The organism is Sphingomonas ginsenosidivorax (assembly GCF_007995065.1).
Lineage (GTDB): Bacteria > Pseudomonadota > Alphaproteobacteria > Sphingomonadales > Sphingomonadaceae > Sphingomonas > Sphingomonas ginsenosidivorax.
This window is the reverse complement of record NZ_VOQR01000002.1, coordinates 1-13,729: the sequence shown is the minus strand read 5'-3', so window position 1 is coordinate 13,729 and position 13,729 is coordinate 1. Positions and strand designations below refer to the sequence as shown.

Genomic DNA, 13,729 nt, shown 5'->3' with positions numbered 1-13,729 from the left:
GCTGTGACGGCGCTCCCGCGCGGCCAGCGGATCATCATCGCCCTGTCGATCCACATCCTGCGTACCGGCGTCGCCCGCTGCTCCGACACAAGGGTCGACAGCGCCGAGGTGCGCCTGGCGCTACGCTGCCTGCTGCCGCACTGCCCCAAGCGCTGGCCGCTCGAACTCTACTGGGACGCGGCGCAGCAGGAAAACGAGATCGGCCGAGCACAGGGCGTCACCGCGGCCTTCAACGGGATCGTCAGACAGTTGCGTCGCGCGGGGCGGTACGAAGAGTCCATCGTCCCGGTTCAGTGACCCAAACCGTAAAGCTACTCTAGCTTCACCTGCAAAAACTCGGATTAGCCGCTTTCGGCGCGCTCGGCGAAAGCGGATCATTGATAAAGTCGCCGGGGCCACCTTGGGGTGAGGGGGCAAGCGACTCCGGCGCATGGTTGCAGGCATTGCATCAGGATGCATAAGCTACCGCGCCACCACGCCTGGCACATCATGGCTCAGAGGTGCATGCCGCCATTGGCTTGGATGCACTGACCGGTGATCCAATGCCCTGCCGGGGAGGCAAGGAACGTTACCACAGGCGCGATGTCATCTGGCTTTCCGAGGCGTCCGAGCGCCGTTTGGGCAGCGATGGCTTCCATCACGCCGGGGTAATCCCGAACCGAGTTGATGAAGTCCGTATCGGTCGCGCCCGGCAGTACCGCGTTCACAGTAATTTGCCGCTTGGCGACCCCAGCCGCCAGCGACCGGGTGAAGGCATTCACCGTGTTCTTGGACATCGCATAGACGATGTACTCTGGATAGGCCGCGATCGACACCGTGGACGAAGTATTGATGATGGAGCCACCATCCTGCATTTTGGGTAGCAGCGCCTGCGTCAGGAAGAACATGGCTTTGACGTTAGTGTCGAACACGGCATCATATTGGTCACGCGTCGTTGCCAAAATATCCGCTCCGTCCGCAATGCCGGCATTGTTGACGAGGATATCGAGCGTCTCGACTTGGCCAACGAGCGCATCGATCGCTCCCGGATCGCGCAGATCCGCCTGTACGCTCTGCGCGTTGCCGCCATTGTCGGCGATAACAGCGACCGTCTTGTCCGCAGCCGCCTTGTTTCCGGAATAGTGGACCATCACATGCGCGCCGGCTTTAGCAAGATGCATGGCGATGGCTTGGCCAATCCCACCTGATGCGCCCGTTACCAGCGCAATTTTTCCGTCAAGCGTCTTATTGGTCATGTCGATTTTCCTGGAAAGAGGGAGGTTCGTCACGCAGAGCTGTCGGCGCTGTTTGATGTATTTCCGGCGATGAAGAGCGATGTGACGCCGATGATATGGGCGAGCAGTTCGCCATCCCCCGGACGAGTATCCAGGCCACAAACCGCGCGCAGATGGATATCTGCCCGAAGCAGTCCCATGAATTGCTTCGCGGAGGAAAGCGCGTCGGGGCATTCGATCTGACCGATCGAGTGGAAGTGCGCCAATCCGAGCGCCACTGCCTCATCAGCTGGGTCGAGTGCTTTCTCGGCGTAGATCCGGGCTATCTGTGGATGCCGAACGCCTTCGCTAAGTACCAACCTGCTGATATCCAGCGCACTGGACTCCAGCATCGCCGGTAGCATTCTAGTGCCCGCATCGATGAGATATTCACGGACATCCTTGTATCTCGTTAGATCGCCATTGAAGTCAACGAACATGTCTTTGCAGCACTGCAGCATGACCGCTTCGAAGAGCGCACCTTTGGTATCGAAATATTTGTAGAGCGTACCCTTCGAGCCGCCCAGGTCCGCCGCAATCCCCGACATCGATGAACCGCCATACCCGTCGCGTGAGAAGACCTGCCGGGCGACCTCGACGATGGTGGTGCGTCGATCGTCGGGCGTAGAACGGCTCAAGCGTGTTCTAGTGACCATACCGTACGGTTATGGAGATCACGCGTGAATTACAATGGGAAATTTCCATCGACCTCCGATAGCCGCAATGCCCGTATCCCGAGCCCCGCGTCAGAGGCAGCAACAGTCGCATGAGTGGTTGAGCGTTGTCTCAGACGATTAGGGTCACACCCGAACGGTCTGCAAGTGCCCTGAACCGCATTGCGAGCACCGGATCGGCGTCGATCCGGGTCGAGCTGACCACGCTCAGCGCCCCGGAGGGCAAGCGATCGCCGAAGAACATCATCGCCAATGATGACGGATAAGCTCGTGATTCCCAGACCATCCCGTGTGTGCCGACATCCTTGCGGTGAAGCGCGGCCGCCCAGCGCCGCGTGTCAGGGAACTCGTGCGCAGGCGTATCGATCAGCTGGTTCCGCGCGAGGCCCAGCTTCATCAGGTCCGGCGCAAGGAAAGAGCGTAGCGCCAAAGGACTGGTCACCCGCAGCACCGAGCAACGGACCTCCCCAAGTTTGCTCAAGGGATAGGTTTTGAACGGCTGCGCGGGATCGAGATCGTGGAAGATCGTCTCGTACACCGCCGCCTCGAACTCTTGCGCGGCATAGGCGGTCGGCACGCGCTTGCGCACGGGTCCGATCGGTGCAAACCGGGAGGCGCCAAAACCCGGATTGAAGACGTTGCCAGCAAGCTTCTCGGCGTGGATGCGCCAGAGAACCGCACCCACGGGCAGATCAGTAACGTGGGTCGCAAATGCAGTTGGCGGTTTGGGAACGATACCGGTCGGCGCGAGCACCATCACCCGCTGATCTCGTCGCTCTCGTGCGCCGCGGCTTCAAGGACACCCGCTTCATTCTCGAGCATCTCCCGCGGCGCGGGACCACCGAGCCAGGAGTTGGACGACACGAACCAGAAAGCGGTCTGCCATTGCGTCCGGCTCGCCGGCAGGACGTCTAGGATCTTCTTGATGAGGGGGAGCGGCTTGCCGTCGGCGTCAAACAGGAAGGCCGGGAAACGGTCCTGTCCCTGATACGGGACCGCGAAGACGCGGCGCTGCGCCTTCCAGCGCGCGGCGGTCTGGTGACGGTTCTTGGCTTGGTGTCCCGCCCGCGCTGCGACCTCGGCCGAGGTGAGCGTCTCGACCTCGTGCATGAAGCGCTGGCGGATGGCTGTGTTGTCGGCCGCAACCGCGGTATGAAACTCAGCCATAGGATCATGGGTGTCGGCCAGGACGTCGAGGAGTTGCTCGATCTTGCGCTCGAGGTGCCGCGCGCGGACGTCGGGCAGCAGCTTGTCAACGATCGCGTAGAGTGCCTGTCGATCCGGGTCGGCTGCGATGCCAGTGGCGGTCAGCTGCTCAATCGCGTGATCGACGGCCGTTCGATACTGTTTCGAGAAGCCCTCAACGGTGGGTGCTATATATAAGGTGTCGTCGATCACGTCGGATCGCGTGGTCCCGCGACGCTTGGCCGGCTTGGCGCGCGCGGTTTCGACCAGGCTGGCGAACACCAGATTGGCGAAGGCGCCGGGATCAATAGCGTTGGCGAGGGTCGCCATGGGCAGCTCCTACGTTAGTCTCGCTAACATATAACTCTAATAACCGGCATTACCATCCTTCGGGCAACGATTCCGCTTAGTCTCGCTAACTTATAAGCGGTCTAACCGCCTAAGCCACACTCAATGTATTTTCCAGTAACACCTCTTCCTGGAAAAAAGATAGAGGGCGCACCACGCGGGTCGTTATCGGCGTCTCGCCCTCAACGAACATCGATCACGGCGAGCTGTCCGGACGCTTAGACCCTCAAACAGAGACGAACCTCCGAACGAGTGGCTTTCGTGAGGCTTGAAGAAGCGCTCCGTCGAGGCTCACCCAGATGGATGAATGTGGCACGTAAAATCGCCGGGTCAGCTGCGAAGCGCTAACCTTTATGCACCGTTTTTGAGAACGCGTTTCGAGAAAGCGCTTCTGCTTGGCAAGATCGTGAGGCTGCGCGGAAGGCGCGACGATCAAGCTGGACCCAAAGCCGCGATAATTCTGCAGTCGGCCACCATGTTGCGGCTACAGGAGTCGATCAGCGAGTCCAACTCGCCCGCGAGCGCCGTCAGGTCAGCTATCTTCCGCGTGATCGCATCCCGATGCTGGTTGGCGATCACGTCCACGGCCATGCAGGACTGATCGCGACGATCGGCGAGCCCCATCAGCTCTCGCACCGCATCGATCGAGAAGCCGAGATCGCGCGCCCGGCGAATGAAGGACAGCCGACGCAGGTGCTCGCTCTCATAGGTTCGGTAATTGCCGGCCGACCGCGCTGGCGCCGGCAGCAAGCCGATCTGTTCGTAATAGCGGATCGTCTCGACTTTGGCGCCCGTCGCCGCGGCCAGCCTCCCGATTGTCAGTTTCTCAGACACAGCGCTTGACCCTCTAGCGACTAGAGGGTGCATATACGCTGCCAGATCGATTTTTTCGAGGTGGCGAAGATGGCCTGCACGAGCTGCGCGTCCGACAAGGTGGGCACCCTCAACGACCCGAAGTGGCGGCGCGCGCTGTGGATTGCGCTCGCCAACAACGGCGGCATGTTCGCGGTCGAAATCGTCGCAGGGATTACAGGCGGGTCGAAAGCGCTGCAGGCTGACGCGCTCGACTTCTTCGGTGACGCCGCCAATTACGCGATCAGCCTTGGTGTCGCCGGGATGGCGATAGCCTGGCGCGCGCGCGCCGCGATGCTGAAGGGAGCGACGCTTGCTCTGCTCGGGCTCTATGTCCTGCTCGCGGCGGGGTGGGGCGCGCTCCACGGTGCTGTGCCTCATGCCGAGGTCATGGGCGTCGTGGGGGTTGCGGCGCTGATCGCGAACGTCCTGGTCGCGGTGATGTTGTACCGCTTCCGCAGCGGTGACGCGAACATGCGCTCGGTTTGGATCTGCTCGCGAAATGACGCGATCGGCAATATCGCCGTGGTGCTGGCGGCGGGTGGCGTCTTCGGTCTGAACAGCGCGTGGCCCGATCTAGTGGTGGCCGCGCTGATGGCAGTGCTCGGGCTATCGGGCGGCTTCCAGATCATGCGACAGGCGCGCACCGAACTGCGGCCCGGTTTAATGCCCGCCCCTTCCAATTACAGGCTGCCGGGACATGGCAATCGGTAAGCTCTAGGATGGTAGCACAAGCCGAGCGCTGGTCGATGAGCTTGTTACGCTTGTTCCGATTGCGATCTTAATGGATTAAGGCGCCAGCGATCATCGAACGTGTGAGCATCAAAGTATAGCCATGATGATGCACCGGGATATCGTCTTGGTTCTTATCGACAAGGGTCACATCGACAGGAAAGCCGGCACGCGTGACCGTCTCAGCAAGACGGTCTACGGCCGCCCCCCTGTTCGGGATTGAAGAGGGACCAGGCAATGCGATGCATTTGTCCGGGCACCATGAGGTACCAGAGCCACGGTTTGCGGGGCCAAGCAAAAGGAATTGACCCGCCCTCGGTGCTGGGTCAGCAGGCTGAACATGGCTGATCCCATCTTAGACCGCCTCGAGACGACGATCCGTGCGCGACGCGACGCCCCCGCCGACGCCTCCTACACCGCTAGTCTCTTCACCAAGGGTCGTACAAAAATCGCTCAGAAGGTCGGCGAGGAAGCGGTCGAAACGGTGATCGCAGCCTGTTCCGGCGATGGGGCGAGCATCGTGTATGAGGCGGCGGACTTGCTGTTTCACCTTGCGGTCCTGTTGGCTGATGCTGGGCTGAGTTTGAAGGATGTACGGGCCGAACTTGAACGGCGCGAGGGCGTAGGCGGGCTCGTCGAGAAAGCTGGGCGGACCGCTTGATACGTCGTGCCGAACTTCGTCCGGCGTACTGACCGCTGCAACCGTTCAAACCGAATCAAGCACTCTTCTAAGGGCCGCTTGGCAATCCAGCGCGCCCGCCAGTACCTACAGCAGCGGACCGCGCGGCGCGGAGACTCCGTCGCTGTCGGCCGATCGGGACGAAGCTAACCAGTTCAAGGTTGTGGGGGAACGGCCTGGTGACGTCGTCCTTGCGAGCCGTCCAAGGGCTTCGCTACAAAGCTGGGTAGCCAAGGGCGTACCTTGCCGACTCCGTGGTGGCGCATAGCTCTGCGTTCGTCACGAGCATGGTATTATTATACGTGCTGAGGGACGTGACCTTCGTATGCGAACATCATCGTAGCAAGCGAAGGCCGGCGGCGGGGCAGCGCGGCTTAGTTGTGGAGAGTATGGTATGCATCGCAAGCGCCCCGAGGGGATCAAGGACTATACTGGCCCGGCCGGCGGCTGGGGCGCGCTGAAGGCAGTTGCGCTCACCCTCAAGGCGCAGCAGATCGTCCAGCGCGGCGCGCAGACCTTGCTCAAATCGAACCAGCCCGACGGCTTCGATTGCCCGAGCTGCGCGTGGCCGGACCCCAAGCACACCTCGTCATTCGAGTTCTGCGAGAATGGCGCCAAGGCGGTGGCCTGGGAATCGACCGCGAAGCGGATCGGCGCCGACTTCTTCGCGCAGCACAGCGTGGCCGAGATCTGGGAGCAGAGCGACCATTGGATCGAAGGCCAGGGCCGCATCACCGATCCGCTGCGGTACAATGCCGAGACCGATCACTACGAAGTGGTCGAATGGGATGAGGCGTTTGCCGCGATCGGCGCCGGCCTGGCCAGGCTCGACGATCCCAACCAGGCCGAATTCTACACCTCGGGGCGCTGCTCCAACGAGGCGGCGTTCCTTTATCAGCTGTTCGCCCGGCTCTATGGCACCAACAACTTTCCCGATTGCTCCAACATGTGCCACGAGGCGACCTCGGTAGGGCTGCCGCAGTCGATCGGCATCGGCAAGGGCACCGTCAGCCTGGAGGATTTCGACCACGCCGATCTGATCCTCTCGATCGGCCACAATCCCGGCACCAACCACCCGCGGATGATGGCGACGCTGCGCGAGGTTGCCCGCCGCGGTGGCCGGATCATCGTGTTCAATCCGCTCAAGGAACGCTCACTTGAGCGGTTCGAATCGCCGCAGTCGGTGATCGAGATGGCGACCTTTTCGGCGACGCCGATCGCGACCAACTATCTGCAGGTGAAGGTCGGCGGCGATGCCGCGGCGCTGAAGGGTATCGCCAAGGCGCTGGTCGCGATGGACAAGGCCGCCACCGCCGCCGGCGAACCGGCGGTGCTCGATCATGCATTCATCGCCGAGCATACCGCCGGCTTCGACGCGCTGGTCGCCAATCTCGAGGGCAGCGACTGGGCGGATATCGTCCACGCCAGCGGGCTCGGCCAGAGCGACCTCGAGGAGGTCGCGCGGCTCTACGCCCAGTCGACCGCGACCATCGCCTGCTATGGCATGGGCATCACCCAGCACCGCACCGGCACCAGCAACGTCCAGCAGATCGCCAATCTGCTGCTGCTGCGTGGCAACATGGGCCGGCCGGGCGCCGGCATCTGCCCGTTGCGCGGCCACAGCAACGTCCAGGGCGACCGCACCGTCGGCATCACCGAACGGCCGACCGCGGCGCTGCTCGACAAGATCAAGGAGGTGTTCGCCTTCGAGCCGCCGCGCGCGCATGGCCATTCGGTGGTCGAGAGCATCGCCGCGATGCGCGACGGCAAGGCCAAGGCGATCGTCTGCCTCGGCGGCAACCTGGCCATCGCCTCCTCCGATCCGCAGGCCTGCGCGCAGGGCTTCCGCAACATGGAGCTCGCAGTCCACATTACCACCAAGCTCAACCGCACCCAGCTACTGATGGCCAAGGGCGACACCTACATCCTGCCTTGCCTCGGCCGCACCGAGCGCGACCTGCAGGACGGCACGCCGCAGGCGGTGACCGTCGAGGATTCGATGTCGATGGTCCACGCCTCGCGCGGCTTCCTGATGCCGCCGGGCGACAACGTCCGTTCCGAGCCGTGGATCGTCGCGCACATCGCCAAGGCGACGCTGGGCGGCAAGGGCGGGATCGATTGGGACGGCTACGTCGCCAATTACGACCTGATCCGCGACAAGATCGAGGCGGTGTTCCCCGCCTTCAAGGACTACAACAACCGCATCCGCGAGCCGGGCGGCTTCCACCTGCCCAATTCGGCGGCCGAGCGGGTGTGGAACACCGACACCGGCAAGGCCAATTTCATCGTCTCGCCCGGCGTCGAGGAGGACGAGACCACCGCCGACCCGACGGTGATGCGGCTCACCACGCTGCGCTCGCACGATCAGTACAACACCACCATCTATGCGCTCGACGATCGCTATCGCGGCGTCTTCGGGCGGCGCGACATCCTGTTCATGAACGCCAAGGAGATCGCGCGGCTCGGCTTTGCCGAGGGCGACGTGATCGACGTCACCACCGCGCTCCAGTTCAAGCGCGACGACCGCATCGTCCAGGGACTGACGCTGGTCGAGCATGCGCTGCCCGACGGCTGCTGCGCCTCCTACTATCCCGAGACGCAGCCGCTGATCGCGCTGGAGGACCATGACCTCCAGAGCCTGACGCCGTCCTACAAGTCAGTCCCCGTCCAGATCCGCCCCGCCGGACCCGACGACGGGACCGAGCGCCTCGTCGCACGCGCCGGCGTGATCGGTCGGTCCGTCGAACCTAAAGGCTGACCGCCATGCACCGGCCAGCGCCCGACCGGACCATCAGGGCTGCCAGTTGGGCCGGTAAGCTGGATCGAGGCGTCGATCGATGAAATAGGCCGCGCTGATGAAGGCGAGATGCGTCAGCGCCTGCGGGAAGTTGCCGAGCGGCTGGCCACGTCGGTCAAGCTCTTCCGAAAACAGGTCGAGCGGGTTCGCATAAGCCATCCCCTTGGCGAGGGTCATCTGCGCCTCGTCGATCCGGCCCGCGCGTGCCAAACATTCGGCATACCAGAAGGTGCAGGTCGTAAACGCGCCCTCGCCACCCTCCAGCCCATCGCCATTGCGGTAGCGGTAGATCAGTCCGTCGTCGCGCAGACGTTCGCCGATCGCGTCGAGCGTCGTCAGCCACACCGGATCGGTCGACGACACGAACCGCACCAGCGGCATCATCAGCAGCGCGGCATCCAGTTCGGTGCCGCCCCGCGACTGCACGAAATGGCCGTGTTCGGGATGGCGGAAGTTCGCCCATACGTCGGCGACGATCGCGTCGCGGCTTTCCGACCATTCGACCAACGGCGCCGGCAGCGACCGTTTCTTCGCCAGCCGGATCGCCCGGTCCAGGGCCACCCAGCACATCACCCGCGAATGGAGAAAATGCCGCGGTTCGCCGCGCATTTCCCAGATCCCGGCATCGGGCTCCTGCCAGTGCGCGATCACATAATCGACGATGCCGCAGATATGCTGCCAACCGTCATGGCTGATCGCCGCGCCATATTTGTTGGAGAGATAGATGCTGTCGAGCAGCTCGCCGAAGACATCGAGCTGGCTCTGCGCATGCGCCGCGTTGCCGATCCGCACCGGGCGGCTGCCCGCATATCCTGCCAGATGCGCCAACTCCTGCTCGTCGGCCGCTTCGCTCCCGTCGAGCGCGTACATGATGCGGATCGGATCGTCGGGCGTGGATGCCATCACCCGTTGCCCGGCCCATTGCCGGAAATGCTCCGCCTCCTCGATGTAGCCCAGCCGCATGAACGCATAGACGGTGAACGATGCATCACGGATCCAGGTCGCGCGATAGTCCCAGTTGCGTCCTGCCCCCGTCGCCTCGGGCAGCGAGAAGGTCGCTGCGGCGGCGATCGATCCGTGCCGGGCAGAGGTCAGCAGTTTAAGCGCCAGTGCCGATCGCAGCACCTGTTCGCCGCCACCGCCCCTTGTAGCTCGATCGTCCCGCCCAGCTGCGCCAAGCCGCGGTGGTGGACGCGATTTCCGCCGTGACCTGTGCGTCGTCGGGCCGCGCGAGCGTGTCGCCGCCAAGCACGAACCAGGCGCTTTCCCCCGGGTCAGCCTGACCTCGCCGATCGCGTCGCCGCCATTGCAGGCGAGCGGCATCGACGCGAATAGCCGTAGCGCAAGGTCGGGCGTATTGAAGCGCACGCCCCCTGCTGTTGCCGCTGCCGTCGGCACCTCGCGAGCATAATCGAACCGCGGCGCGCAGCGTACGGCAAACACGATCGTTCCCCGTGTCACCGTGATCCGCCGAATCACACATTGTGCGCCGCGATCGGAATGTACCCGCGCTTCGGGATGGGGCATCAGGTCGACCAGCTCGGCACTGCCCCCTTCCGACATCCAGCGCGTCACCAGCACGTTGGTGTCGGGAACGTAGAGCTGCATCACCTGCGGATCGTCCAGGTCCGGCCTGATCGAAAACGCGCCGCCATCGCCGTCGATCAGATCGGCGAACACCGTTGGACTGTCGAGCGATGGCCAGCACAGATAGTCGATCGTGCCGTCGCGCGCGACCAGCGCCGCGGTTTCGAGGTCGCCGATGATGCCGTGATCGCCGATGCTGCGCAGTGGCGGTACTGCTTGCGCGTCATCCATTGTCACGGAACTCAGGGTAAAGCGACATACCGCCATCCACGAACAAGGTCGTGCCGGTTACGTAATCCGCCTGATCCGATGCCAGCCAGACCGCGGCGCGGGCGACATCCTCGGGCTCGCCGATCCGGCCGTAGGGGATCAGCCGCAACAGCTTTTCCAATGCCGCATCGCTGTCCCACGCATCCTTGTTGATCGGCGTGCGGATCGCACCCGGTGCGATTGCGTTGACGCGGATGCTATCGGCTGCGACCTCTTGCGCCAGGCTGCGGGTCAGCATGCGGGTGCCGCCCTTGGCCGCGGCGTAGTTGATATGCCCGGCCCATGGGATGATCTCATGTACCGAGCTCATCGCGATGATCGTGCCCGCGCTGCGCGCCGGGCGCCCTTTGCACGGCTGAACGCGAAAGCGGCGGACCGCCTCGCGCGCGCACAGGAACTGCCCGGTCAGGTTGACGTCGATCACCGTGTTCCAGTCGGCCAGCGACATGTCGGCGACCGCAGCATCCTTCTGCACGCCGGAATTGGACACGAGCACATCGATACGGCCGAACGCCTCTGCCGCGACATCGAACAAGCGTGCGACGTCCGCCTCGTCCGACACATCCGCCTGCACCGCGATCGCGCGACCGTTGTCCCCGACGATGCGCTCGACCAGCGCATCGGCACGGTCGCCATCGGATCGATAGTTGACCACCACCGCCGCGCCTGCAGCCGCCAGCGCCTCGGCCACGGCGAGGCCGATCCCGGAACTCGCGCCGGTCACGATCGCGGCGTGGTGCGCCAGCAGTTGCTCTTTAAAAGACATGGATCGATCCTTTCGGGGGCAGGAGTTGAGATCAGTCGCCTGTCGGCGATGCCGCATTGACCGGATCGGGTGCCGAAACCGCGCGCAGGGTGCGTTCCTGAACGTCGGGATCAATCCGCCGGGTTCGTCCAATGTGCGCGACCTTGACCGGCAGCTGCGTTTTCAGCGCTTCGACGATCGCCTCGACGACCAGCAGATCGGCCAGTCCCTCCTCGCCGTCCGGCTCGGGGCTGCGATCCTCCAGAATGCATTCGGAGAAATACTGCAACTCGCCTCCGAATTGGTCGGTAGCCTTGAATGTCTCCTGGCTGTCCTTGTCGCCGATGCGACGACGGTGAGCGAGACCCTGGCCGAAGCCGAACGCGGGATCCATCTGGATCGAACCCTTCGTGCCCGCAATGGTCAGGATGTCGACGTTGTTGGCGTAATAGCTGACGGTAAACTGCGCGAGGCGGTTGCCCGGCATGCGTAACGTCACCGCAAAGGTGTCGTCCAGATCGCCGAAGCCTGATTCCGGGTGGCGCGTCGCCACTGCCGAGACGACTTCGAGCGGCTCTGCGCCAAACAGATAGCGGATCGCATTGATCGGATAGGGCGCCATGTCGAACAGCGGCCCAGCCTCGATCCCGCTCGTCGCGCGATGATTGGCCGGATCGACCATCTGCGTGAAACAGGCGGTGAACGCGATCAGGTCGCCGAGTTCGCCGGCCCTTATCCGCCGGATCGCATCCAGCGTCGCGGGTTCGAAGTGCAGGCGATAGGCGGTCATCAGCTGCGCCTTGCCCTTCGCCGCCGCGGCCATGATCCCGCGCGCCTTGGCCGACGAAACATCAAGCGGCTTTTCGCTGAGGACGTGGATGCCAGCCTCGAGCGCCGGCACCGCGAATTCGGCATGCCGCCAGTTGGGCGTGGCGAGGTAGATCGCATCGATCTCCCCCGACGCGAGCAGCGCGGGGAATTGCTCGTAGCTGTAGAGGTTCTTGACGCCGTAGCGCTTGCCCACCTTCGTCAGCTTCTCCGGGTCGCCGGACACCAGGGCGGTGATCGTCGAGTTGCCGGTGTGCGACACGCCCGGCATCAACGCCTCCTGCGCGATGTCGCCGAGACCGACGATGGCGTAACGGACCTTGCGGCCGCCGAGGCCGAGTGCCGAAGCGATGCTCATTTCAAACTCCTGATCGGAAAAGTCTGGCCTAAACGCCCAACCGGGGGCGGATGGGTCCCACCACGATGATGTGCTATGGGCAGAGGCCTGTCCGCCCGACCCACAACACATCATCCGCACGTAAGCGTTCTTCTAGTGGAGGACGGAAGAACGCCTCTGAACTTCCAGTCCGCTACGCAGCGGGTCCGGGCAGCCCCGTCTCGGTCGGCGACCCGCGACTGACGATCGGTGTCGGCGAACCCTTGGTCTGCAAGGCATAGCTGGCGATCTCGTCCTTGCGCGCGAACCACACGCCGGGCTTCGATTTGGCATAAGTGAGAAACCGATCGAGAAGCCGGACGCGATTGGCATGTCCCGAGATACGGTCGTGCAGCGATATGACCATCATGCGGCGCCGATGCGCGCCTTCTTCATAGAGCTGATCGAATTCGTCCTTGAGCGCCTGCTCGTAGGCGATCGGATCATAGCCCTCGAACGGGAACGACGAGATATCATTCATGTGGAAGGTATAGGGCACTGTCACGAAGTCGCCGCCCGACAGGGGCACGATGAATGGCTCGTCCCGGCTGGGTTCGTCGATATGATATTGGAACCCAAGCTCCTGCAGGATGTCGAGCGTACTGGGGGAGTTTCGCAGCCAATAGGCGTTCCAGCCAACCGGCTTCACCCCGGTAATCCTTTCGATCGACGCCACGCAATCTGCGATGAAGCGCCGCTCCTCGTCAGGTTGCATCGCGTAGCTGTTCTGCCACGTGCGCCCGTGCGCAGCGATCTCGTGGCCCCGCGTGGCGATTTCCAGCGCTAGCTCGGGTTCCTTTTCGATCGCCTGTCCAATTACGAAGGACGACAGCTTGATGTCGTGCTTGTCCATTAGATCAAGGATGCGAGGGATACCTTCATGGACGCCATAGGCGAAGAAGGCGTTCGTCGGCAGATCGGGCAGGCCATCCTTGATCGGCTCAGGGATCGGGCCATCCGCACCCGAAATCGGCTGGCCACCACCTTCGAACATCAAGCTGAGGGAAATGGCGAGGCGTGCCCCGTCGGGCCAGAATGCGTTGTCGGACATGTGCCGTAATCCTTTGAAAGTCTCGTTTCACCCGGATCGGCGGACCGGACACCCGTCGGCACCGAAGCCTGCACTTCAGTCTGGAATGGCCGGTCCTACCGGGTCTACACGTCGATCTGGCCGTTGTGGCAGATCTCGATGACTTCGCCGTCGAGGCCCATGATCATGGCGATGCGGAAGGGAGGTTCGGCTCACCTACCAGTTCGCGACCCTGCGGCTCGGTATGCACCGTAGCACCTGCGGCGACAGCGCGCGCGACGACGCGATCGACGCTCTCCGGGCTGGCTGCCTTGAGCGCGACATGGACGATGCCGGGCTCCACCTTTCCGTCGAACGGCGCCGTCTTGACACT

General features: G+C 63.3%; 14 protein-coding genes. 4 read left to right on the top strand and 10 right to left on the bottom strand.

Annotated features, from left to right (window positions below; all coding sequences use genetic code 11):
• The first annotated feature begins 3 nt into the window (after positions 1 to 3).
• Positions 4 to 297, top strand: a complete 294-nt coding sequence (locus FSB78_RS18230; protein ID WP_147084323.1) for a hypothetical protein — start codon at positions 4 to 6, stop codon at positions 295 to 297.
• A 197-nt stretch (positions 298 to 494) separates the two neighbouring features.
• On the opposite strand, the gene FSB78_RS18225 is transcribed toward FSB78_RS18230, so the two are convergent.
• The 5 genes from FSB78_RS18225 to FSB78_RS18205 all read right to left on the bottom strand — a co-directional run bounded on the left by FSB78_RS18225 (position 495) and on the right by FSB78_RS18205 (position 4,294).
• Positions 495 to 1,235 (bottom strand): SDR family NAD(P)-dependent oxidoreductase, encoded by a 741-nt coding sequence (locus tag FSB78_RS18225; protein WP_147084322.1) that lies wholly within the window; start codon positions 1,233 to 1,235, stop codon positions 495 to 497.
• A gap of 29 nt (positions 1,236 to 1,264) precedes the next feature.
• Positions 1,265 to 1,891, bottom strand: a complete 627-nt coding sequence (locus tag FSB78_RS18220; RefSeq protein WP_158638043.1) for a TetR/AcrR family transcriptional regulator — start codon at positions 1,889 to 1,891, stop codon at positions 1,265 to 1,267.
• A gap of 148 nt (positions 1,892 to 2,039) precedes the next feature.
• Entirely contained in the window at positions 2,040 to 2,684 is a 645-nt protein-coding gene (locus tag FSB78_RS18215; protein ID WP_147084320.1) for an RES family NAD+ phosphorylase, read from the bottom strand.
• Positions 2,684 to 3,442, bottom strand: a complete 759-nt coding sequence (locus FSB78_RS18210) for a hypothetical protein (RefSeq protein WP_147084319.1) — start codon at positions 3,440 to 3,442, stop codon at positions 2,684 to 2,686. The genes FSB78_RS18215 and FSB78_RS18210 overlap by 1 nt, the downstream gene beginning before the upstream one ends.
• A gap of 450 nt (positions 3,443 to 3,892) precedes the next feature.
• Positions 3,893 to 4,294, bottom strand: coding sequence for a MerR family transcriptional regulator (locus tag FSB78_RS18205; protein WP_242008448.1), 402 nt, complete (start codon positions 4,292 to 4,294; stop codon positions 3,893 to 3,895).
• Positions 4,295 to 4,363: 69 nt separating this feature from the next.
• Between FSB78_RS18205 and FSB78_RS18200 the strand changes: the two genes are divergently transcribed.
• The 3 genes from FSB78_RS18200 (at position 4,364) to FSB78_RS18190 (ending at position 8,481) form a co-directional block, all read left to right on the top strand.
• Complete coding sequence (locus tag FSB78_RS18200; protein ID WP_147084426.1) at positions 4,364 to 5,026, top strand: cation efflux transmembrane domain-containing protein; 663 nt, start codon at positions 4,364 to 4,366, stop codon at positions 5,024 to 5,026.
• A 358-nt stretch (positions 5,027 to 5,384) separates the two neighbouring features.
• Positions 5,385 to 5,705 (top strand): phosphoribosyl-ATP diphosphatase, encoded by a 321-nt coding sequence (locus tag FSB78_RS18195; protein ID WP_147084317.1) that lies wholly within the window; start codon positions 5,385 to 5,387, stop codon positions 5,703 to 5,705.
• A 412-nt stretch (positions 5,706 to 6,117) separates the two neighbouring features.
• Positions 6,118 to 8,481: an FdhF/YdeP family oxidoreductase gene (locus FSB78_RS18190; RefSeq protein ID WP_147084316.1), complete on the top strand. Its 2,364-nt coding sequence runs from the start codon at positions 6,118 to 6,120 to the stop codon at positions 8,479 to 8,481.
• 33 nt (positions 8,482 to 8,514) lie between these two features.
• On the opposite strand, the gene FSB78_RS18185 is transcribed toward FSB78_RS18190, so the two are convergent.
• From FSB78_RS18185 to FSB78_RS19360, 5 genes are all read right to left on the bottom strand, one after another.
• The gene (locus tag FSB78_RS18185; protein ID WP_242008463.1) at positions 8,515 to 10,338 is read right to left on the bottom strand and encodes a glycoside hydrolase family 15 protein; all 1,824 of its coding nucleotides are present in this window, start codon (positions 10,336 to 10,338) and stop codon (positions 8,515 to 8,517) included.
• The gene (locus FSB78_RS18180) at positions 10,331 to 11,143 is read right to left on the bottom strand and encodes a glucose 1-dehydrogenase (protein WP_147084315.1); all 813 of its coding nucleotides are present in this window, start codon (positions 11,141 to 11,143) and stop codon (positions 10,331 to 10,333) included. The genes FSB78_RS18185 and FSB78_RS18180 overlap by 8 nt, the downstream gene beginning before the upstream one ends.
• A gap of 31 nt (positions 11,144 to 11,174) precedes the next feature.
• Positions 11,175 to 12,308, bottom strand: coding sequence for a Gfo/Idh/MocA family protein (locus FSB78_RS18175; RefSeq protein WP_147084314.1), 1,134 nt, complete (start codon positions 12,306 to 12,308; stop codon positions 11,175 to 11,177).
• 172 nt (positions 12,309 to 12,480) lie between these two features.
• Entirely contained in the window at positions 12,481 to 13,377 is an 897-nt protein-coding gene (locus FSB78_RS18170) for a polysaccharide deacetylase family protein (protein ID WP_147084313.1), read from the bottom strand.
• A gap of 163 nt (positions 13,378 to 13,540) precedes the next feature.
• Positions 13,541 to 13,729: hypothetical protein (locus FSB78_RS19360; RefSeq protein WP_206752118.1), on the bottom strand; the 189-nt coding region annotated here is incomplete at its 5' end.